Annotated in this window: 21 protein-coding genes; 11 read left to right on the top strand and 10 right to left on the bottom strand. The window is 58.4% G+C overall.

The annotated features are described in order from the left end of the window. Positions 1-89 precede the first annotated feature (89 nt). Together eno and ED661_RS19655 are read left to right on the top strand one after the other, a co-directional pair. Positions 90-1367 (top strand): phosphopyruvate hydratase, encoded by a 1278-nt coding sequence (eno, locus tag ED661_RS19660; protein WP_122076305.1) that lies wholly within the window; start codon positions 90-92, stop codon positions 1365-1367. A gap of 183 nt (positions 1368-1550) precedes the next feature. After that, entirely contained in the window at positions 1551-1997 is a 447-nt protein-coding gene (locus tag ED661_RS19655) for a GNAT family N-acetyltransferase (RefSeq protein ID WP_122076303.1), read from the top strand. Positions 1998-2017: 20 nt separating this feature from the next. On the opposite strand, the gene ED661_RS19650 is transcribed toward ED661_RS19655, so the two are convergent. The 3 genes from ED661_RS19650 to mazG form a co-directional block, all read right to left on the bottom strand. Beyond that, positions 2018-2467 carry an N-acetyltransferase gene (locus ED661_RS19650; RefSeq protein ID WP_122076301.1) on the bottom strand — a complete coding sequence of 150 codons (450 nt, stop codon included), beginning with the start codon at positions 2465-2467 and terminating at the stop codon, positions 2018-2020. Continuing rightward, positions 2464-3405 carry a nucleoside hydrolase gene (locus tag ED661_RS19645; protein WP_122076299.1) on the bottom strand — a complete coding sequence of 314 codons (942 nt, stop codon included), beginning with the start codon at positions 3403-3405 and terminating at the stop codon, positions 2464-2466. The genes ED661_RS19650 and ED661_RS19645 overlap by 4 nt, the downstream gene beginning before the upstream one ends. Positions 3406-3515: 110 nt before the next feature. Continuing rightward, positions 3516-4361, bottom strand: a complete 846-nt coding sequence (gene mazG, locus ED661_RS19640; protein ID WP_122076297.1) for a nucleoside triphosphate pyrophosphohydrolase — start codon at positions 4359-4361, stop codon at positions 3516-3518. 63 nt (positions 4362-4424) lie between these two features. Here mazG and ED661_RS19635 point away from each other — a divergent pair, with 63 nt between their 5' ends. The 4 genes from ED661_RS19635 (at position 4425) to ED661_RS19620 (ending at position 8114) form a co-directional block, all read left to right on the top strand. Further along, on the top strand, positions 4425-5600 hold the full coding sequence (locus ED661_RS19635) for a M20 aminoacylase family protein (protein WP_122076295.1): 1176 nt from the start codon (positions 4425-4427) through the stop codon (positions 5598-5600). A gap of 124 nt (positions 5601-5724) precedes the next feature. Beyond that, positions 5725-6693, top strand: a complete 969-nt coding sequence (gene speB, locus ED661_RS19630; protein ID WP_122076293.1) for an agmatinase — start codon at positions 5725-5727, stop codon at positions 6691-6693. After that, on the top strand, positions 6686-7633 hold the full coding sequence (gene speB, locus ED661_RS19625) for an agmatinase (RefSeq protein ID WP_122076291.1): 948 nt from the start codon (positions 6686-6688) through the stop codon (positions 7631-7633). Before speB (ED661_RS19630) ends, speB (ED661_RS19625) begins: the two co-directional genes overlap by 8 nt. A 58-nt stretch (positions 7634-7691) precedes the next feature. Further along, a complete protein-coding gene (locus ED661_RS19620) occupies positions 7692-8114 on the top strand; it encodes a DUF1499 domain-containing protein (protein WP_122076289.1) in 423 nt (140 codons plus the stop codon). A gap of 64 nt (positions 8115-8178) precedes the next feature. On the opposite strand, the gene ED661_RS19615 is transcribed toward ED661_RS19620, so the two are convergent. Further along, positions 8179-8484, bottom strand: coding sequence for a hypothetical protein (locus ED661_RS19615; protein ID WP_122076287.1), 306 nt, complete (start codon positions 8482-8484; stop codon positions 8179-8181). A 74-nt stretch (positions 8485-8558) separates the two neighbouring features. On the opposite strand from ED661_RS19615, the gene prfA reads away from it, so the two are divergent. The 3 genes from prfA (at position 8559) to ED661_RS19600 (ending at position 11483) form a co-directional block, all read left to right on the top strand. Next, positions 8559-9614 (top strand): peptide chain release factor 1, encoded by a 1056-nt coding sequence (gene prfA, locus ED661_RS19610; RefSeq protein ID WP_122077081.1) that lies wholly within the window; start codon positions 8559-8561, stop codon positions 9612-9614. Beyond that, positions 9611-10462, top strand: a complete 852-nt coding sequence (gene prmC / locus ED661_RS19605; RefSeq protein WP_122076285.1) for a peptide chain release factor N(5)-glutamine methyltransferase — start codon at positions 9611-9613, stop codon at positions 10460-10462. The genes prfA and prmC overlap by 4 nt, the downstream gene beginning before the upstream one ends. Before the next feature lie 226 nt (positions 10463-10688). Then, positions 10689-11483, top strand: coding sequence for a DUF4167 domain-containing protein (locus ED661_RS19600; RefSeq protein ID WP_122076283.1), 795 nt, complete (start codon positions 10689-10691; stop codon positions 11481-11483). A gap of 99 nt (positions 11484-11582) precedes the next feature. On the opposite strand, the gene rsmA is transcribed toward ED661_RS19600, so the two are convergent. The 6 genes from rsmA to lptF all read right to left on the bottom strand — a co-directional run bounded on the left by rsmA (position 11583) and on the right by lptF (position 19175). After that, a complete protein-coding gene (gene rsmA, locus ED661_RS19595; RefSeq protein ID WP_122076281.1) occupies positions 11583-12428 on the bottom strand; it encodes a 16S rRNA (adenine(1518)-N(6)/adenine(1519)-N(6))-dimethyltransferase RsmA in 846 nt (281 codons plus the stop codon). A gap of 83 nt (positions 12429-12511) precedes the next feature. Then, positions 12512-13507 carry a 4-hydroxythreonine-4-phosphate dehydrogenase PdxA gene (gene pdxA, locus ED661_RS19590; protein ID WP_122076279.1) on the bottom strand — a complete coding sequence of 332 codons (996 nt, stop codon included), beginning with the start codon at positions 13505-13507 and terminating at the stop codon, positions 12512-12514. Next, a complete protein-coding gene (locus tag ED661_RS19585; protein ID WP_122076277.1) occupies positions 13504-14763 on the bottom strand; it encodes a peptidylprolyl isomerase in 1260 nt (419 codons plus the stop codon). The genes pdxA and ED661_RS19585 overlap by 4 nt, the downstream gene beginning before the upstream one ends. Further along, positions 14748-16910 carry an LPS-assembly protein LptD gene (locus ED661_RS19580; RefSeq protein WP_122076275.1) on the bottom strand — a complete coding sequence of 721 codons (2163 nt, stop codon included), beginning with the start codon at positions 16908-16910 and terminating at the stop codon, positions 14748-14750. Before ED661_RS19580 ends, ED661_RS19585 begins: the two co-directional genes overlap by 16 nt. Position 16911: 1 nt before the next feature. Continuing rightward, entirely contained in the window at positions 16912-18015 is a 1104-nt protein-coding gene (gene lptG / locus ED661_RS19575; RefSeq protein ID WP_122076273.1) for an LPS export ABC transporter permease LptG, read from the bottom strand. After that, complete coding sequence (gene lptF / locus ED661_RS19570) at positions 18012-19175, bottom strand: LPS export ABC transporter permease LptF (protein WP_122076271.1); 1164 nt, start codon at positions 19173-19175, stop codon at positions 18012-18014. Before lptF ends, lptG begins: the two co-directional genes overlap by 4 nt. Before the next feature lie 245 nt (positions 19176-19420). On the opposite strand from lptF, the gene ED661_RS19565 reads away from it, so the two are divergent. Both ED661_RS19565 and ED661_RS19560 read left to right on the top strand, forming a co-directional pair. Then, entirely contained in the window at positions 19421-20896 is a 1476-nt protein-coding gene (locus ED661_RS19565; protein WP_122076269.1) for a leucyl aminopeptidase, read from the top strand. Positions 20897-20903: 7 nt separating this feature from the next. After that, the gene (locus tag ED661_RS19560; RefSeq protein ID WP_122076267.1) at positions 20904-21362 is read left to right on the top strand and encodes a DNA polymerase III subunit chi; all 459 of its coding nucleotides are present in this window, start codon (positions 20904-20906) and stop codon (positions 21360-21362) included. Positions 21363-21611 lie beyond the last annotated feature (249 nt).

Genomic DNA, 21611 nt, shown 5'->3' with positions numbered 1-21611 from the left:
AGTACTGTTAGCGATAACGATCACTGTTTACATTTGTCCCTTGGCTGCTATGACGCAGGCATCTTTTGTTGCAGTCAAGGACCGTCCAAATGAGCACAATTATCGACATTCACGCCCGCGAAATCCTCGACAGCCGGGGCAATCCCACGGTTGAGGTCGATGTGATCCTGGAAGATGGCACAATGGGCCGCGCCGCAGTGCCCTCCGGGGCCTCCACCGGTGCCCATGAGGCCGTCGAGCGTCGCGATGGCGACAAGGACCGTTACCTTGGCAAAGGCGTGCTGGAAGCCGTGGCGGCCGTCAATGGTGAGATCGCTGAAGAGCTGGTTGGTTTTGACGCCACCGAGCAGGTTGCCGTTGATGGCGCCATGATCGAGCTGGACGGCACGCCGAACAAGGCGCGTCTTGGCGCCAATGCAATTTTGGGTGTTTCCATGGCCGTGGCCAAGGCCGCTGCGGATTTCACCACCCAGCCGCTGTTCCGCTATGTTGGCGGCACCTCTGCCCGCATGCTGCCGGTGCCGATGATGAATATCATCAACGGGGGCGAGCATGCCGACAACCCCATCGATATTCAGGAATTCATGATCATGCCGGTGGCTGCGGATAACATCCGCGAGGCCGTGCGTATGGGCGCGGAAGTGTTCCACACTCTAAAGAAAGAGCTCTCGGCAGCAGGTCTGTCCACTGGTATCGGTGATGAGGGTGGCTTTGCACCAAACATTGCCTCCACCCGTGAAGCACTCGATTTTGTTCTGAAATCGATCGAGAAAGCTGGCTACCGCCCCGGTGAGGAAATCTACCTGGCGCTGGATTGCGCTGCGACTGAGTATTACAAGGATGGCAAATATGTCCTGTCCGGTGAGGGCAAGGTTCTGTCCTCCGCCGAGAACGTCGACTATCTGGCAGCGCTGGTGAATGACTACCCGATCATCTCGATCGAGGACGGCATGGGCGAAGATGATTGGGATGGCTGGAAAGCCCTGACAGATGCCATTGGTGACAAGGTGCAGCTGGTTGGCGATGATCTCTTTGTCACCAACCCCGCCCGTCTGGCCGAAGGCATTCAGCGCGGCAGTGCCAACTCGATGCTGGTCAAAGTAAACCAGATCGGCACCCTGACCGAGACCCTGAAAGCCGTGGATATGGCCCATCGTGCTGGTTTCACCAACGTGATGTCGCACCGCTCGGGCGAGACCGAGGATGCCACCATTGCTGATCTCGCCGTGGCTACCAACTGCGGCCAGATCAAAACCGGCTCGCTGGCGCGCTCGGACCGGTTGGCGAAATACAACCAGCTGATCCGTATCGAAGAAGTGCTGGGCGAAGTGGCTGAATATGCTGGCCGTTCGATCCTCAAGGGCTAAGCAATAATGGCTGAAGCTGGCGCTTCAGACAGGGTGAACAGGGGCAGCTCTTTGAGCTGCCCCTTTTTTGTGACCTTTGCCCGGCCCCATATCTAGGAAGGGTATCTGAAACTGGCAGGCTTGCCTCTGGTCTAAAGCACTGTATCGTTCGTTCTGAAATTTGATCATATTCCGGAGGTCGGTATGGAAATCATCACTGCTGAGACAGCTGATTGTCGATTGGTCGCAGGTTTTGTGGCTGCGCTCTTGGAGGAACTCTCGGGTGGGGAGCGCTATGATCCAAATGATCTGCTAGAGATTACTGCTGACCTGCTGGCCCGAGAAGAGGTGGTGGGATTGCTGTCCTATGAGGGCGACCAGCCACTGGGGCTCATGATGCTCAATCAATGTGCGGCTATCTATGCCGGGGGGCTCTTTGGTGAAATTACCGAGCTCTATGTCGTGCCGGACCAGCGATCAAAGGGTGTGGCACAGAAACTTCTGCTTGCGGCGCGGGACCTGGGCCGTGCGCGTGGCTGGAAGCGGCTTGAAGTTGGCGCACCAAATCAGCCTCAATGGCAGCGTAGCTTGCAATTTTATCAGCGAGAAGGGTTTTTACTCACTGGGCCGCGGCTGCGTCAATTGCTTTGAATAGGCGGAATTCCATGCAGTTACAGGAGTTTGGTCATCAGCATGTATCTGTCGCGTGGCTGGAACCTGGTGCGCTGGTACAGTCTCTGGGCCTGCGCATTGTCGCGGTCCACCTCCAGGTGAAGCGCCTTGATTCCGGCCTGGGCCAGGGTCTTGGGCAGCTCGATCAGCACTTCAGTGGCGAGGCCGCGTCCGCGCACCGGCGGGCGGATGTAGATCTCGTCAACAAAACCATCCATGCCGCCAAATTCCACCGACCAGCCAAAGGTCACTACGATATAACCGATGGGCGCGCGGGTGGGGCCGATGATGTAGACGGCTCCATAGGGGATACCCTCCAGCAGGGGCTCAATCCCGGCGCGACGCTGTTCAGGGCTGGTCTTCAGGCCTGCCTCCGCATGGAAGGCCTCCACCATGGTGAGCAGCTTTTCCAGATGCTCAGGTCGGGCCAGATGCAGCGCGGCACTCATAACCGGCCCAGCCTCTCGGTGATCAGATCAAAAAAGCCATCCGCATCCAGGTCACCGATGAAGAGCGCATTGGCAGGGCGGTTGGTAACGCCCCACCAATCAGCAACGGTCATGCCAAGGGTCAGGTGGGACTGGGTCTCAATCTCGACGTTGATCTTTCGGCCGGTAAACAGATCTGGCTGGATCAGATAGGCGATGACGCAGGGGTCATGCAGCGGGCCACCATCGGAGCCGTATTTCTCCATATCAAAGCGCTCAAAAAAATCGAGCATTTCGGCGGTGAATGCACCGGCACGATTGCCCTGGTTGCGCAGGGCCTCGATACGAGGGCGGGTGGTCAAGGCCTTATGAGTGACATCCAGCGGCATCATGGTGATCTGCACGCCGGATTTCAGCACGATGTCAGCGGCTTCCGGGTCAACGTAGATGTTAAACTCAGCCGCTGGGGTGACATTGCCAACCTCGAAATAGGCGCCGCCCATCAAGACGATCTCTTGCACCCGGTCAACGATTTCTGGCGCAGCCTGAAAGGCTGCAGCAATATTGCTGAGCGGTCCCAAGGGGCAGAGGGTGACGCTGCCCGCAGGTTCGCGGCGCAGGGTTTCGATAATGAAATCCACGCCGTTCTGTGCCTGCAGCGGCATTCTGGGTTCAAACAGGTCAGGGCCATCGAGGCCGGTCTTGCCATGCACCTCTTCGGCGGTGACCAGAGGGCGGGAGAGCGGTGCATCGCGCCCGGCAAAGACCGCCACATCGGGGTGCCCGGCCACCTCGCAGATGATGCGGGCATTTCTTTGGGTCAGCGACAGCGGCACATTGCCCGCAACGCAGGTGATGCCCAGAACCTCGATCTCTGTCGGGCTGGCCAGGGCAAGCAGCAGCGCAACGGCATCGTCCTGACCCGGGTCGGTGTCGATAATAACTTTGCGGGCGGTCATGGGATGGTCCTGTGGCAAAAGGTGAGGGTTGCAGCGGAGAGAAAAAATGTCCAGCTGCGTGTTAGTGGTGGGCGGAGATTTTGAATATTTATGGAAAGATGATGCTGGGGTCAGTCCGTTTTCCGTTCGTCAGCCTTAACTGCATCCCATAGCGCATCCATTTCAGCCAAGTCGCTGTCCTCAGGGCTTTTGCCCCGTTGCGCGAGTTTTGCCTCGACACCTTCAAAGCGGCGAATGAATTTGGCGTTGGCGCGGCGCAGGGCGGCTTCGGGCTCGACCCCGAGGTGGCGGCCCAGATTGGCCATGACAAACATCAGGTCGCCAAATTCCTCTTCGACCTCGACCTGGGTCAGCTCGGCGCGGGCCTCTGCCAATTCGGCGCTTTCCTCTGCGATCTTGGCGATGACCTGATCGATTTGCGGCCAGTCAAACCCAACGCGGGCGGCGCGTTTTTGCAGTTTGTAGGCCCGCAACAGGGCTGGCAAACCAACTGCGACACCGTCCAGAGTGCCGGTTTCCTGTTTGCCTGCCCGTTCGGAGGCCTTGATGGCTTCCCAGTCGGCGGTTTGCTGGTCGGCGCTTTTGTTGCGGGTCTCGCTGCCAAAGACATGAGGGTGGCGAGAGACCATCTTGTTGGACATGGTGGTGACCACATCCTGAAAGGTGAAATGCCCGGCCTCGGTCGCCATTTGGGCGTGAAAAACCGACTGGAACAGCAAATCCCCCAGCTCCCCCTTCAGCTCATCCCAGGCCTGCCGCTCGATGGCGTCGGCAACTTCATAGGCTTCCTCGATGGTGTAGGGGGCAATGGTGGCAAAATCCTGCTCCAGATCCCAGGGGCAACCGCGGGTGGGATCGCGCAGCGCCTGCATGATTGTAAGAAGTCGTTCAATTCCAGCGTTTTCGTTTTGGATCAGGTCCATGTCAAAAGGCGGTGGTGGGGATGTATCGGGCATTGCAGCCTCTCTTGTTCCTGTGTCAGATGCATCAATCCCTAACCTGCTTCAGGAGTCCACCCCATGGCTGTCGTAAACCGCATTGCTGATTTTGCCCCTGAAATGAAGACCTGGCGTCAGCATCTGCATCAAATCCCTGAACTTGCATTGGATCTGCCCAAGACTGCGGCCTATGTGGCGGAGCGTCTGCGCGAGATCGGGGTGGATGAGCTGCACGAAGGCATTGCCACCTCTGGTATGGTGGCAATCATCAATGGACAGGGCAATGATGCCGGGCAGGGCCCTACCATTGGCCTGCGCGCCGATATGGATGCGTTACCGATTCCAGAAGAAACCGGTGTCGAATATGCCTCGCAGCACGCCGGCAAGATGCATGCCTGCGGCCATGATGGCCATACAACCATGTTGTTGGGGGCGGCCAAATATCTGGCGGAGACGCGTAACTTCTCAGGTCGGGTGGCACTGATTTTTCAACCCGCCGAGGAGGCAATTGGCGGTGCCCGGATCATGGTGGAAGAGGGCATTATGGGGAAATTCAACATCGGCGAAGTCTATGCGTTGCACAATGCGCCGGGGTTGCCTGTCGGTGCCTTTTTGACCTCTCCCGGCGCGCTGATGGCGGCGGTGGATACCTTTCACATTCATATTCAAGGGGTCGGCGGCCACGGCGCGATGCCGCATGAGACCAAAGACCCGGTGATGGCGGCCTGTGGCATTGCCCAGGCAATCCAGACAATCATAAGCCGCAACCATCACACGCTTGAGGATCTGGTGGTCTCGGTCACACAGATCCATACTGGCACCGTGGATAATGTGATTCCGGATACTGCCTATATCAATGGCACTGTTCGAACCTTTAACCCTGAGGTGCAGGCCATGGTGATGCGCCGTATGGAAGAGATCGTTGCAGGTCAGGCTGCGAGCTATGGCGTCACTGCTGAGCTGGACTATGAGATCGGCTACCCGGCAACCATCAATGACGCAGAAAAGGCCGGTTTTGCAGTTGAGGTTGCAGGCGAGGTCTCGGGTCCGGAGAATGTCGAAGCCGACGGCGGGCGCGAAATGGGCGCTGAGGATTTCTCTTATATGCTGAACGCGCGACCCGGTGCTTACCTTTTCCTGGGGCAGGGCGAGGGGGCTGGGCTGCACCACCCGAAATACAATTTCAACGATGAGATCGCGCCTATTGGTGCCTCTTTCTTTGCCCGTTTGGTGGAGCGTGCTCAGCCTTTGGTGTGAGAAGAGGTGACAGGAGGGCTTAAACCGGGTATCGCTACCTCATAATTTGATCAAATTACTCTGACATCAGGTCTGAAGGCGAAGATCTTCGCCTGGCGCAGAGGTATGAACAGGGGGACCCACCATGGCACTTGAGGATGCAAAACACGCAATCGACGAAGCTTTTACCCGCGAAGATCTGAAGGGGCTAAGCTTCGAGATCACCTTTGGCGGGGCGACCTCGTTTTTGCGGCGTAAATACACCAAGGACCTGACCGGTGTGGATATCGCCGTGACTGGTGTTCCTTTCGATCAGGCGGTGACCAACCGTCCCGGAACACGGCTGGGACCGCGGGCGATCCGTGAAGCCTCCACCCTGCAAAGCCCGGATGAGCCCTATGGCTGGCCACATAAGCCGCTGAGCACCCTGGCGATTGCCGATTATGGCGACCTCGCTTTTGATCATGCCAATGTGCCGGAGTTTCCAGCGGCCCTGACAGATCATATTCGCGGAATTCTTGCCCAGGACACGGCCTCGGTGGTTTTGGGTGGGGATCACTACATCAGTTTTCCGATCCTCAAGGCCTATGCCGAAAAATTTGGGCCGATTTCTCTGTTGCAGTTTGACGCCCATACGGACACCTGGCCGGACGACAATATGGACCGCATTGACCATGGTACCATGTTCTACAAAGCGGTGAAATCCGGCATCGTGGACCCAAAGACCTCGGTGCAGGTGGGCATTCGCACCACCAATGAAGACACGCTGGGGGTCAATATCATCGATGCGGCCACGGTGCATGAAATTGGCCCGGTGGAAACGGCCCGCCGGATCAAAGAGATCCTGAGGGATCGGCCAACCTATCTCAGCTTTGACATCGATGGTCTGGACCCCGCCTATGCACCGGGCACCGGCACGCCGGTTTGGGGCGGGCTGACCTCAGCACAGGCCTCACGCATCTTGCGCGAGATCGCAGGTATCAATATCAAGGGCGGCGATGTGGTGGAGGTTTCCCCTCCTTTTGATACCACTGGGGTTACCGCAATTGCCGGGGCCCATGTGGCAACGGAAATTATCTGCCTTCTGGGCTGGAATATGAGAGAAAATGGCTGACTTCAATCAACCGATTAGTGGCAATGATCTGGCCCGGTTTTCCGGGCCAAACACCTTTATGCGCCTGCCGCAGGCAACTTCACTCGAGGGGTTGGATGTGGCCTTTTTGGGGGTGCCGATGGATATCGGAACCTCCTGGCGCTCCGGCACCCGTTTTGGCCCCAAACAGATCCGCTCGGAAAGCGCCATGCTGCGCCCCTATAACATGGCCACCGGGGCGGCCCCTTTTGACAGTTTGAATGCAGGCGATATCGGTGATCTGGCGATCAATACCTTCTCTCTGAAGGAATCACTGCGCATCATCGAGGAAAGCTATCAGGCGATCCTGGGAGGCAATGTGATTCCCATGGCCATGGGAGGAGATCATTCGATCACACTGCCCATCCTGCGGGCCATTGCCGCCAAATACGGACCCGTCGCATTGGTGCATGTGGACGCCCATGCCGATGTGAACGACGATATGTTTGGTGAGCGTGAAACCCATGGCACCGTGTTTCGCCGTGCCTATGAGGAAGGTCTGATCGTCGCAGACAAGACCTATCAGATTGGCATTCGTGGCACTGGTTATGGCGCCGATGACTTCACAGAGGCCCAGGGCTGGGGCTTTCAGCAGTTCCCTGCACAGGAACTATGGGGGCGGCAGCTGCACAATATGGGCGCTGAAATCCGCCGCGATATTGGCACGCGCCCAGTTTATGTCACCTATGATATCGACAGCCTGGACCCGGCCTATGCGCCCGGTACCGGCACGCCGGAGATCGGCGGGTTGACCACGCCGCAGGCCCTCGAGCTGATCCGCTCTCTGAAGGGGCTGAATATTGTTGGCTGTGACCTGGTGGAGGTTTCGCCGCCCTACGACACCTCTGGCAATACTGCGCTAACTGCGGCTAATTTGCTTTATGAGCTGATGTGCGTTCTTCCAGGCGTGAAGTCACGTTAAGCTCCTACTTAGTAACCCCCTCATGGGGGCTGGAGGCGCGGTAGGAGGCAAGAGCAGTATGGGGAAGATAATGATGCTGATTTGGGTCGTGCTGGCGGCAGTGGTGGTGATTGTCGGCGTTATCAGATTGGCGCCGGTTGATCCTTTTGACTGGAATACTCAACCGGAACTGTCAGAGGATAAAGAGTTTCGTGGCGGTGTCTTCAAGGTGGTGCGCTCCGGCCCCGACGGGTTGCAGAACTTTGATCGGATTGCCAGTGCCGCGCCACGGACCAAACTGCTGGCGGGATCTGTCGAAGAGGGCATGGCAACCTATGTGACGCGCACAAAAGTCATTGGTTTTCCCGATTATACCACCGCACGTCAGGACGGCGATCTGCTCAAGGTCTATGCCCGGCTGCGGTTTGGTCGCTCCGACCTTGGCGTCAACAAGGCGCGTATTGATAACTGGTTGTCACTGATGCCCAAGGCGCAGGATTAGCACCGCAGAATTCCGGCACCTGTCCGCACCCCATTGGGAGGCTGCGTCTAGTTGGTTCAATCCTTTAGAGATCAGGCAGTTGGGCCAGTGCAACGGAATAGGAGGCAGTGCTGGGTTCCCCCAGATCCGCAGAGAGGCAATTGGCCTGCACCTCGCGCCACATCGGCACGTTGAGGGACATTTGGCACTGGGCCAAGAACTGACGCCCGTCCACATCCAGACAGCGAATTTCGCCGAGATCAACCCGTGAACCGGTTTTGTCGGTGCAGTAGCAATCGATCACCTTGCCACCCGGGCCAATGACATCCCCCAAAGAAGGGCCGGCTGCGAGGATCAGTGCGAATGTGATAAGGGCTCTGGCATGTTGCATGGAGCTAGCATATCACAGAAGCAACACACTGCCAAAGTGGCAGGATGACACCCCAAAATGAAGATGAGGCGCGGATGATCCCCGAAGAGCGGCTAGAGCAGATCCTGCAACGGTTCCAGTATCTTGAAGCCGCAATGGCGGAAGGGGTCAGTGGGGCTGAAATCGCTGATCTGGCGCGTGAATACTCCGAGATCAAACCCGTGGCAGAGCAAATCACCGCCTATCGGCAGCTGCTCACCGATCTGGAAGATGCCGAGGCGATGCTGGCAGACCCGGATATGAAGGAGCTGGCGGAGGAAGAGATTCCAGCGCTGAAGGTGGCTTTGCCAGGGGCGGAGGAGGCGCTGCAACTGGCGTTGTTGCCCAAAGATGCCGCGGATGCCCGTCCGGCGATGCTGGAAATTCGCCCCGGTACCGGCGGCGATGAGGCGGCCCTGTTTGCAGGTGACTTGCTGCGCATGTATCAGCGCTACGCCGAGGCGCGGGGCTGGAAGTTTGAGATCATCGAAGAACAGGCCACCGAGCTGGGCGGCATCAAAGAGGTTGTAGCCCATATCAAAGGTGAAAATGTCTTTGCCCGGATGAAATACGAGAGCGGCGTGCACCGGGTTCAACGTGTGCCGGTGACCGAAAGCAGCGGACGTATTCACACCTCGGCAGCCACGGTGGCGGTGCTGCCGGAAGCGCAGGAAGTGGATGTGCAGATCGATCCCGGCGAGATTCGCATTGATACCATGCGCGCCTCTGGTGCGGGTGGCCAGCACGTCAACACCACGGATTCCGCCGTGCGCATCACCCATATTCCCACCGGGGTCATGGTGGTCAGCGCCGAGAAATCGCAGCACCGCAACCGTGAGATTGCCATGCAGGTTTTGCGGGCGCGGCTTTATGACCTGGAACGCCAGCGTATCGACGGGGAACGCTCTGCGGATCGTGCCAGCCAGGTGGGGTCGGGGGATCGCTCAGAGCGGATCCGCACCTATAATTTCCCACAGGGCCGCATGTCCGATCACCGGATCAACCTGACACTCTATAAGCTTGATCAAATCCTGCAGGGGGATTTGGACGAGACCATCGATGCGCTCACCGCTGACAATCAGGCGCGGCTCTTGGCCGAAATGGGGCAATGAGCACACTGGGCACTCAGACTGCGGCGCAGGCCATGGCTGCTGCCGTAGCCCGGTTGCGGGCCGCTGGCGTCGATGCTCCGGCGCGCGATGCGCGCATCCTGCTGGCCCATGCCGCCCGGATCGAGGCCAGCCGTGTTACCCTGATCGCTCCGGAAGATCTCGAACCCGAGGTGGCCGAACGCTATGAGCAGCTGATCGCTCTGCGGGCGGTGCGGGTGCCGGTGTCGCATCTTCTGGGGGAGCGTGAATTCTATGGACGCCGCTTCAAGGTCTCAAAGGATGTACTGGATCCCCGACCTGAAACCGAAACCCTGATCGAGGTCGCTCTGGCCGAGCCTTTTGAAAGGGTGCTGGATTTGGGGCTGGGGTCGGGCTGTATTCTGGTGACGCTTCTGGCAGAGGTCCCGCAGGCCACCGGTCTGGGGGTGGATCTCAGCGAGGCCGCCTGCCTGCAGGCCAGTGCCAATGCCGTTTTGCACCGGGTTGAGGCCCGCATTGATATTCAGCAATCGGATTGGTTTTCCAATGTAACGGGCTCCTTCGATCTGATTGTCTCAAACCCGCCCTACATCGCGCTAGAGGAGATGGCGGACTTGTCCCCTGAGGTCCGTCAGCATGAACCTGATCTGGCCCTGACTGATGGTGGTGATGGCCTGGCGGCCTATCGCGCGCTTGCAGCGGGGGTGATGAAGCATCTAGCCCCAGGTGGCCGTCTCTGTCTGGAAATTGGCCCAACCCAGGGGCAGGAGGTTGCTGCAATGCTGCAAGCGGCGGGGTTGCGTGATATTGCCATTCTGCCGGACCTGGACGGGCGTGATCGCGTGGTTTTTGCCCGAAACGAGGGCTGAAGCGCTTATTTGTTGCGAAAATTTGCGTTTTTGAAAGAAACTTCGCGAAAAATCAAAGGCGCCCCTTGTCTGATGGCACAGAAAGTGGTTACTCAAGATGTCGCTCAAAAACGGTGAGGTTGCTCTACCTCCCAGCGACACCAAGCCCAAAATAGTCGATCATCCGGCGCAATGACGCGCTGAATTAGATCCAGGACACATGTAATTTAAGGCTGACGTTAGGCATATGAGATCGTCAAAATCACGTTCGCGTTCCAAGTCGAACCGGAACCGCCCCAATGGGGTCAATGTTGTAAATCGCGTCTTCGACAGCTCCGGCCCAGAGGGCAAGGTGCGCGGGACGCCGCAACAGATCATTGATAAGTATAACCAGCTGACGCGGGATGCGCAGCTCAGCAATGACCGTGTGGCAGCTGAAAACTTTCAGCAGCACGCCGAGCATTATCTACGTCTTCTGAACGAAGCGCAGCGCGAAATTGATGCCCGGCGTGAAGATCAGGAACGCCAGAACCGCGAGCGTCAGGCTGATCGAGACCGCGAGCGGGCAGAACGGCTCGAGCGTCAGGAACGCGAAGCAACCGCCAATCAGGCGGCTCAGCAGAAGTCACGCCACCAGCCACAACCACAGCCGCAGCAGTCCCAGCCTGGCCCAGCCCACACTGAGGCCCAGGGCGAAGCAGCGGCAAACCCGGCAGTGCCTCACCCGGATCCGGCCAGCGCGCCGCAGCCAGAGGTGATTGATCCACGCGATTCAGCAAGCGGCAATGCCCAGGACAGCGGGTTGGTCGAAACACCGGAAAGCAAAGGCCAGGAGCCTGCTGCGGCCAAGAAGCCAGCAGCGCGCAAGCCGCGCAGCCGTAAACCTGCCGCAGCCAAGCCCGCAGCTGAGGGTGACGCAGGTGCTGCCGAGGGTGAGACCCCAGCGACTGCGGAAGCGGCCAAGGAAGCCAAGCCAAAACGCGCGCCACGGGCACGCAAGCCCAAGCCAAAGGCTGAGGATGCGCCCGAAGCTGCTGAATAAAGATCGGCTTTGAGATCAAAGATTAAGAACCCGGCCTTCCGATGGAGGCCGGGTTTTTTCATGGAGGTTTCTCTGGTTAAGCGCTTCCAGCCCTGGGCCTTAGGTCAGCGGCTTGATGCTGCGGGCAAGGGCGCAGAATTCCTCAAGGCTGACCTGTTCGGCACGCTCTGTTGGGGCAATGCCTGCTGCCTTCAAATGATCCTCAATTCCCGGCGCCACACCTTTGAGGCTGGCGCGCAGCATCTTGCGACGTTGGTTGAACCCGGCTGCAATCACCCGCGACAGGGTGGCGGCATCCGCCGGAAAGCGGGGTTCTTGGAGGGCGGTCAGATGGACAACGGCGCTATGCACCTTGGGGGGCGGGCTAAAGGCCTCGGGCGGCAGCGCCAAAACGATACGGGCCTCGGCGCGCCACTGCGCCAAAAGGGCCAGACGGCCATAGGCCTTGGTGCCCGGCTGGGCAACGATACGTTCCGCCACCTCGCGCTGAAACATCAGGGTGAGGCTTTGCCAAAAGGGCGGCCAGTCCTTGGGGGTGAGCCAGCGCACCAGCAGCTCGGTGCCGACATTATAGGGCAGGTTGGCTGCAATACGCACCGGCGGGGTGAGATGCGCCAGGGGATCAATATCCAGCGCATCGCCATTGATCAGCTCCAACCTTCCGGGATAGGCCTCGGCAATCTCGGCCAGGGCCGGCATGCAGCGACTGTCTTTTTCGACAGCCAGCACCCGGCGCGCACCTTCTGCTAGCAATCCACGGGTCAACCCGCCGGGGCCGGGGCCAATTTCCAGCACGTCGCATTCGCTCAGATCCCCGGCCTGGCGGGCGATCTTGGAGGTCAGGTTGAGATCCAGCAGAAAATTCTGCCCCAGTGATTTGCGGGCCAGCAGCTGATGGGTGTCGATGACCTCGCGCAGGGGAGGCAGGGAGTCGATGGCGCTCATGTCTATATGTCCAGGGCGCGCGACCTTGCGGGGCGCCAGTCAAAGAAAGGGTGCGGTTGGGATAGGCAGTGAGTTCGGGTGCGTCAAGTGGGCGAAGTGCTGCGCTGCGCCATGGTCTGGGCCAGTTTTAGCGCCTCTATCAGGCTGGAGGGGTTTGCCACTCCGGTGCCTGCAATATCAAAGGCGGTGCCATGATCCGGTGAGGTGCGGATAAAGGGCAGGCCCAGGGTGACATTGACACCGCGATCAAAATCCAAGGTCTTGATCGGGATCAGCGCCTGATCGTGATACATGCAGATGGCTGCATCATAGCGGGCGCGGGCCGCGGCGTGAAACAGCGTATCCGCTGGATGTGGCCCGGTGAGGGTCAAGCTGTCCGAATTCAGTTCGCGGATCAGATCATTGATCCACAACAGCTCTTCCTGTCCCATGGCGCCACCCTCGCCGGCATGGGGATTCAGCCCGGCGACCGCAATGCGTGGCTGGGCAATGCCAAACTGGCTGCGCAGCCCCTGAGCGGTGATCGCAATCACCTCGCGCAGCAAATCAGGGTTCAGGACGTGCGGGACGTCGCGCAGCGCGATATGGATGGTGGCGGGAACCACCCGCAGGGCAGGGCTGGCCAGCATCATGACAACGCGGCTGCGGCGCGCCAGATGGGCCAGAAACTCGGTATGTCCGGGAAAGGCAAACTGCGCCCCGTCAATCAGCGCTTTTTTGTGGATCGGTACAGTGCAGAGAGCCGAGGCAGCGCCTGCCTGAACCAGCTCCACGCCGCGTTCAATGGAGCGCACAACCCCGGGGGCATTTTTTGGGTCGGCGTGCCCTTTAACCGTTGAGCCTGCAAACTCAAGGGGCAGCACCGGAAGCGCCTGAGCACATACTTTCAGAGCCTCTTTGGGAGCGTTGATCACCGCCAGGGGAATGTCACCTGGCAGATGGCGCGGGTCACCGATCCAAAAAAAAGGGCAGCTCTCTTTCAAGAGCTGCCAGGCCTTGGCGGTGATCTCGGGGCCAATCCCGGCGGGTTCCCCACAGCTGAGCGCGATGGGGGGCAGGGGGCGACCGGGAGTTATCATTTGTCAATGATCAGGGCATCTGCCCGAAGCTGTTCGAGGAAGCCGTTGGACAAGGACTCCAGCCGCTGCTGCAACAGGGCATTGGCCACGGTTTCACGTGATTGCCCCTCGCCCAGCTCTGCTGTGCGGCCGCAGAGCATCAGCAACATCAGCGTCTGGCCTTCGTTGCGGGTCAGGGTCAGAGAGGTCTCATTGGCGTCGAGCTTGGCCAGCTCGATCGCGATATCCTGTGGTATCTCCGCGGGCACTAGGCTTAGACGATCCAGAACGCTAGGGTCCTGATCTTTGGCAACGCCATAGAGATCGTCACAGGTGTCGATACTATCGGCCACTTTCTGCCCTGCGGCCAACGCCTCGGGGCTGCGACCACCGGGGATGTAATAGGCGGCATACTCAATCGCAGAGTACCTTTGGCGACTGCCCGTGACTTCGCGCACACCGCGCATCTGGAACATCGCCACAGCGCCCTGCAGGGGCAGCGGTTCGGTGATCTCACCGGTTTCAAGCGCTAGGACCACCGGTTGTAGCTGCGGAGGCAGCTTGGTCAGGTTCATCCAGGGCAGACGGCCTCCATTGTTGCGGCTATCAGACGCCGAGTATTGCGTCGCCGCAGACGAAAAGGCAGCAAAACTGGTCAATTCCCCAACCTGATCGGTCAGTTGTTGAACCTGCTGAGCATTCTGCTCGTTAATTGGCACAATCAGCTCAGACAGCAAAACCTGCACACCACCGGATCCGGACCGGCCCATTGCGCGGTCGATTTCATCTTCCGTTGGCCGTGCCCGGGACAGGAACCGCCCGCCGACGTATTCACGCCAGCCAATGCCAATCTTGGTAAAGTCACGCAGTGTTTCGGGCTCAATGCCGTTTTGTTTGAGGACTGTCACAAATTCGTTGAGAGACAGGTTGGCGCGTCCGGCAAGCTCAGTCATGCCTGCGGTAATTTCTTCCTCACTTGGTGAGATGCCGACCCTGTCCAGTTCAGCCTGCTTGAGACGGTCCTTGATCAGCTCTTCGCGTGCCTGGATCTCAGGATTCCCGGGCGTGCGCAAGATTCCCATGAAGAGAGCGCGTTGTTGCAGCTCATAGTTGGTGACGACTGCGCTGTCGACAGTCACCGCGGGCGAAAACAGCCCCTGCGCAGCCAGTGGCGCTGCTGTCAAAGAGAGCGCAAAGCCCAAAGTGATAGCGGCCGCCGTTCTGGAAAAGCTTCGGGTCAAGGAAGCGGAGAAGGCCTGGGTCAAGATTGTCTGCATGATCGCCTGTACTGTTTGCTGCCGTTATTGATTGAGAACCCGTTCATGGAAATTGAAAACCCAAAGTCCGTTGAGGGGTCTACGCTTGTTGTTGAGGTATAACGACGGTTTACCGAAAGGTCGACCGTCACGCATTCGTTGCTGAAGGCTAGGCCAAGTCCTGCCCGCGTTGCGCGTGCATCTGAAATGTCATAGCGCAGGTTGGCGCTGGCTTTCCAACCTGGGGAAACCTCATATGAGCCATCAAACCAGATCTCAGAGGTTTCTGTGGTCCGGTTCTCATTTGGGTCGGTGCCAAGCCAGAGATAGCTGCCGGAGACAGCCAGCGCATCGCGGTACCAATCGCCGCGTACCTCTGCTTTGGAGAAGTTCAGAGAATCGTTGAGCAAGCCCCGCGCGGTGAGAGCAATGCCATCGTTGAATTTCAACTGCCCAGCCAAAAGCAGGTCCGAAGTGGTCCCTCCCAGGCCGGAGCTTTTGGAAAAGCGGTTATCGGCATCCTGACGGATCACCTGTGCCAGGGTGGCTTGGGCCTGCCAGCCACTTTTGGCGAAACGGGCCCAATTGAAACCATAGGCGAGGCTTAGCCCGTCTTCGCGCGCATCAGATGCTGGGAAGCGAGACAGAGACAACAGATTGCCCTGGTCAAATTCGACATAGTTGCTTTCGTCTTGGGCAACGCTGTCCCCGATTGCATTGCTCCAGCCCAATTGTACGATGGGTTCAAAGAACTGCGTTGCACCACTGGCGTCAGTTTTGGCCATGGGCAAGCGCAGGGTAAGCGCGGACCTTGGGGTGATGCGTGAGCTATGCTCGGGATAGTATGAATCGTCATAGGTGGTAAAACTGTCAATGGCTGTGCCGACTTCCCATTCCAGTTCCACACCCTGCGCCAGATGCCAGCTGCGACGCCAATCCAGATCGGCAGTGACCCGCCCGTGATCACGCCCGTTTGCGGTGGTTAGATTGCCCTCCAGATCGGAGGTCCGATTGTGGCCGTGGGCCTCGAGGGTCAACCGGGTTTCGCCGCCGATGGAGGTCGGGAAGTAGCGCTTTTGGTAATAGATCTCACCGATGGTAGAGGGGATAAGGTCCTGACTTTCGCTGTCCCGCAGGGTTTTGAAGTTGATCAGCGCAGCCCGCAGCAGACTGTCGCGTGATGACTTGGTCAGGGTGACTTCCGAGCGCAGACGGTCGAGATCTGGCAGGCTATAATCCGCAATATAGGCATTATCCGATACAGCTTTTAGGTCAAATTCCAGCTGCAGATCCCGCGGAAGATCAAACTGCCCGGTGGCAAAGAAATAGCCACGGTCTTCATCCGGTTGCAGATCGTCGCGGGTAAAGGCGCCTTCCAGTTCAATGGTGCCACGCCGGAAGGCCTGCCGATAGCGGGCATCCAGCGTCCGGGTGTCGCTGGAGATGTAGGGTGAAAGCGTCAGGTCGCGGCTGTCCCCAAGGGTGAAGAAATAGGGAATCTTGACCCCGGTTCCAAGGTTCGAGGTGGTTCGGATCGAGGGCACTAGAAAGCCGCTGGTCCGCTTTAGGGTTGGATCTGGCAGGCGTATCGCCGGGAAGTAAAAAACCGGTACATCCAGAACCCTGACCTGGGCGTTTTCAAAATAGAGCTGCTGTTCTACCTGGTCATGGATGACCCGCTCGGCCCGGATTTGCCAGAGTGGCGGCTTGCCGTCTTCACACACATGGCAAGAGGTTACCGAGGTCTTGTAAAGCTGCGTATAGCGACCGCCCACGCGGGTCATTTGCAAGGAGGCCAGCTGCAACTGCTGCTTAAAGACCATACGAGCGCCCGTCAAAAGCCCGTCACGCAGGCTGCGATCCAGCTCAGCGGCATTGGCCAGAATGGTGATCTCACCGCCTTGATCAATGCGGATCGGCCCTTCGATCTTTAGGGTGCCACTGCCTTCTTCAAAGGTAATCTGCTGGGCTTGCAGCCGCACGTCCCCTTGGAATGCTTCCACATTACCCTTTGCGATTAATTGGCGATCGGGGGTGATAAGCATCTGATCAGCCACAAGAATCGCAGGCTGCTCCGCTGCAGGAGCGGGGGCAGCTTGCTGCGCTCCGATTGGAGAGGCGATGGCCAGCCAGGGCAGGACCACCGAGAGCATCAGGGCGCGGCGCATATTATCCGTCCTCAGCATGTAAAAGCAGTCCCATCGTCAGCAGAATTGAGGCCACAGGTGGTGCCCAGGCAGCCAGGGCCACCGGGATTTGACCATTCTCCCCCAGAATCTGCGCAAAATTTCGTACAAAGTACAGTCCAAAGCCTAATAACACAGCCGTCAGCACCGCAAGACCGGTTCCGCCAAATCTTGTGTGGCGCATGGTAAAGGCAGCGCCAACCAGCACCATCGCAATGAGGAACAGTGGGCGAGCCAGCTCGACCTGATACCAGACTTGATAGCGTTTTGTGGCAAAACCAGCCTCGGCAAGATCGCGAATGGTGGTTGGCAGATCATAGATCGAAATCCCATCCGCAGACCCCAGCCTGTCCCGGATGCGATCCTGCGTGAGCGAGGTCGGAACCCGCAGGGTCTCATGGGTGGCAGCAGATCTTTCGGGGTTGAGACCGGCAGTCATATGCCAGGCCTTGGCCTTGCGGAGCAGCCATTCATCACCGTCGAGCTGGGCCGATTCAGCGATGATCTGCCGGATTGGTCCGCCACCCGGCGCATAGGCGAGTATCGTGACACCGTAGAGCACAATATCATCGCGCCCACCGCCGTAAGAGGTGGCATGGATTACCGACTGCCCGTTGGCGCTGCCCTGACGCAGCCATAGCCCTTCGCCGGATAGCGAGAGGGCAGAGGGGCCACCGGTGCGATAGGTGTCGGCCAGGGACTTGGACAGGTTGGTTGTTGCGGCAACAATCGGGTTGAGTGTGCTCACTGCCAGCAGCCCCAGCAGGCCCGCCACCAGAACCGGCGCAGCCAGCGCCCGAATGCCTGAGCGCCCGATTGCCCGTGTCACCACTAGCTCGCTGCTGCGGGCCAGACCGACAAACAGAACAATTGTGGTGAGGATCATAATCAATGGCAGAAACTCGTTAAGCGCTGCTGGTGCATTGAGCAGAGTCAATCCAATGATCTGTCCAGCGCTGACATCAAAGGCATCAAAGCGGCGGATCTGTTCGTTCAGGTCGATGAGGATAACCAGGGTCATCAACACGCCACAGATCACAGCAAACCACTGCAAAAACCTACGGGCATAATAGAGGTCAAGTTTCATGATCCGGCCTCCTGATTTTCGCCTTTGAGACCCAAAATACCAGGCTGTGAGACCTGACGGCGCGGAGGGAGGGGGTGGGCGGCCAGCTGCAACAATCCAAGCGCCACCACCAGGCCAAGCAGGGCAGGCAGGTAAATCAACGGCCAAAGATCTGGATTGCTTCGCACCGGTTCCGAGACAACCCCGCGTAAACCCTCGACGATGATCAGTAGCAAAAAGGCTATAAGGGCCTGACGCCAAACGCCAAAACGCGAATGTGATCCGACCATGAGGGCAGAAAAGCCGATAAGCGCCACTGCCACACAGATCAAAGCGCGGGCAAAGCGAAGATGGAATTCCTCAGCCAAAGCCCCTAGGCTAAAGCCTTCGGAAAGAGAGATCTCCTCCCGGTTTTGCAGCATTTCCCAACTAGGAATCGCCCGGATGTTGCGCTTGTGAGTTGCACTTTTGTGAGCCAAGGAGCTGATGTCATAAGAGAAATCAGAAAAATTGGTGGTCGAAAGCTGCTGGGTTCGGTGGTCTAGGCGTTGGGCCATGCCATTCACCATGATCAGATGGGTGTTGTCTCCGTCGCGCACAAGAAAGGCCTGCGCCCCTGTGTAGGTCATGGTTTGCTTGGGGTCTCGGCGATCAGACAGAAAGACATCGTTGAGTGTCCCATTGGTGTCAATTTTCCGGATGTAAAAGGTGACACCCTTGGCTGGGTGCAGGAAATTCCCTTCGGTGAGTAGCTTGGCTGTGACATTGCGCGAAACCTCCTGTTCACGCAGCGCCAGCTGACTGATCGAAGTTGGCAACAGAAAATGAGTGAGCGCAGACATCATGACCGCGGCGGTCAGACCAAAGACGAGCGCCGGCCGTGCCATCTGCCAGGGGCTGGTCCCTGTCGCACGTAACACCGTCAGCTCGCTTTCGCTTTGCAGACGATTGGTCACCCAGACCGCCGAAGCAAATACCGCCACAGGCAGCACCATACGGATAAGATTGGGGAGGGTGAGGGCGGTGAATTCCAGAAAGACAATCGCCGTCTGACCGTCCCCGATGAGCCGGTCAAACAGCACAACTGCCCGGTTGATCCAGAAGACAGCCACTAGAATTAGCGCAAAAAAGCTGAAAAACAGCAGGTATTGCGACAGGACATATCTGTCGAAGCGTGACATTTGATCCCCCCAGACCCTGCCATTGTCGTTTCGCGGAACCTTAGAGGAAATGTTTCACGGGGAAAACTGCTATCTGCGTGATTTCTGTGATCTGACGCTGGTTTGGCAGGTTGGTGCCGAAACACTCTCCGGCTGGGTGCCGGATCCGTGACGCCGATGCTCGCTGGGGCTGGCTATTGTGCAGAGCCGCAGTTACTTATTAGGCAACCAAAACAAGACCTCATTCCGACAGGAGCCATCAGACCATGAGCACCATGCCCGCCATCCGCTTTTCCGACTACGACCCCAAAGCCCTCTCTGGGATGACAGGCCATGTCGTTGTTCTGGTCACCCCCGAAGGGGTGATGGATCAGGCCGCGCGCAGTGCCAACCGGCTGACCAAAGGAGCTTTGGCGCGCCTGATCGCGGCTCCGGAGTTTGATAAAACCAAACCCGGCACGGTGATCACGCTGAACTGGCCGACCGGTATGGTCTCCGAAGCCCTGCATGTCCTGGTCCTGCCACGCCGTATCACCCCGATCGAGGCGCGCCAGGCCGGGGCCAAACTGATTGCTGCGGCACCTGAGAAGAACATGACCGTGATGGCCGGATCTATTCCCAAGGCTGCCGAGCTGGCCATGGGCATGGCCCTGCGCAGCTATGGGTTTGACAATCACAAGGCCCTGAAAGAGGCCAAGCCCGTGGCTGAGATCACCATTGCGCATAAGGCCTTTGACGAGATGGCGGCGGCCTATGCGCCCCTGGCCGCGGTGGCCGAAGGCGTGCATATGACCCGTGATCTGGTCAATGAGCCCGCCAATGTGCTGACAACTGTCGAATTCGCCCGACGGATCGAGGAAATGTCCGAAATTGGTCTGGAGATCGAAATTCTGGATGAAGCACAGCTGGAAGAGCTGGGCATGGGCACGCTGCTCTGCGTCGGGCAGGGGTCCGACAGCCCCTCCAAGGTGGCGATCATGAACTGGAAGGGCGGCACCGAGGGCGCGGCACCGCTGGCTCTGGTGGGCAAGGGCGTTGTCTTTGACACTGGGGGGATCTCGCTGAAGCCGGCCGCTGGCATGGAAGACATGACCATGGACATGGGCGGTGCTGGGGTGGTGGTTGGTACCATGAAGGCGCTGGCGCTGCGCAAGGCCCGCGCCAATGTGGTCGGGCTGGTTGGCCTGGTGGAAAACATGCCCTCGGGCAATGCCACCCGCCCGGGTGATGTGGTGAAATCGATGAAGGGCGACACGGTTGAGGTGATCAATACCGATGCCGAGGGGCGTTTGGTGCTTTGTGATGTGTTGTGGTACGCGCAGGAGCGGTTCAACCCCTGCGGTGTCATTGATCTGGCGACCCTGACCGGGGCGGTTATCATTGGCCTTGGCCATGAAAATGCAGGTGTTTTCTCAAATGATGACTCCCTCTGCAATGGTTTCCTCAAGGCGGCCAAGGCGACAGATGAGGGCGCCTGGCGTATGCCCCTGGGGCAGGCCTATGACGATCAGCTGAAATCGCGCATTGCCGATATGAAAAACGTCGGCGGGCGTCCTGCGGGCTCGATCACTGCGGCTCAGTTCCTTAAGCGTTTCATCAAAGAGGATATGCCTTGGATCCACCTGGATATTGCCGGGGTTGCTTCGGTGAAATCCGCCACCTCTTATGCGCCCAAAGGCGCCACTGGCTGGGGTGTCATGGCGCTGGACCGCCTGGTGCAAGACAAGTTCGAGGCGGAATAAGTTCACCATGGGGGCCGCCTATTTCTATCACCTGACCCGCCGCCCGCTGCAGGAGACCTTGCCGGTTCTGTTGCAAAAGGCGCGCGGTGCGGGCTGGCGTATTGTGGTGCGCGGTCAGACCTCTGACCAAATGAGCTGGCTGGATGAATGCCTCTGGCAAGGCAGTGCGGATAGTTTCCTGGCCCATGGGCTGGCAGGTGGGCCGCATGATGCCTTGCAGCCTATTTTGCTCACCACCTCTAATGAGAGCGCCAATCAGCCTGAGTGTTTAATGACGGTTGATGGCGCGGCGGTGACGCCTGAGGAAGTTCAGGCGCTGGAGCGTGTCTGCATTCTGTTTGATGGCAATGATGAAGCGGCCCTTCAACAGGCCCGTGGTCAATGGAAAAGCCTGACAGGTGCGGGCTGTTCCGCCCAATACTGGTCCGAAGAATCGGGACGTTGGGAAAAGAAAGCGGAAGCCTGAGATTTTCCAACGGTTTCGACACCATTTTTTCAGTATGCGGTCTCGTCATTTGAAAAGATTTTGGGGATCTATCGGTTCTCGAAATTTGGCCGCTGAAAGCAACAGGACTGCTACAAGGTTTGCGATTCGAATAGCATGATGTTGCAACCGATCATCCACCATCATTTCCTGCAATAAGATCGCGTTGCTTGATGTTTGGATTGTTTTTGTTTTTTAAAATTTGCCTTGGGTTGTTTATTAAACCACCAT

Source organism: Pseudophaeobacter sp. EL27, from assembly GCF_900313025.1.
Lineage (GTDB): Bacteria > Pseudomonadota > Alphaproteobacteria > Rhodobacterales > Rhodobacteraceae > Pseudophaeobacter.
The sequence above is the reverse complement of the archived record's forward strand: the minus strand, read 5'-3'. Positions and strand labels throughout refer to the sequence as shown.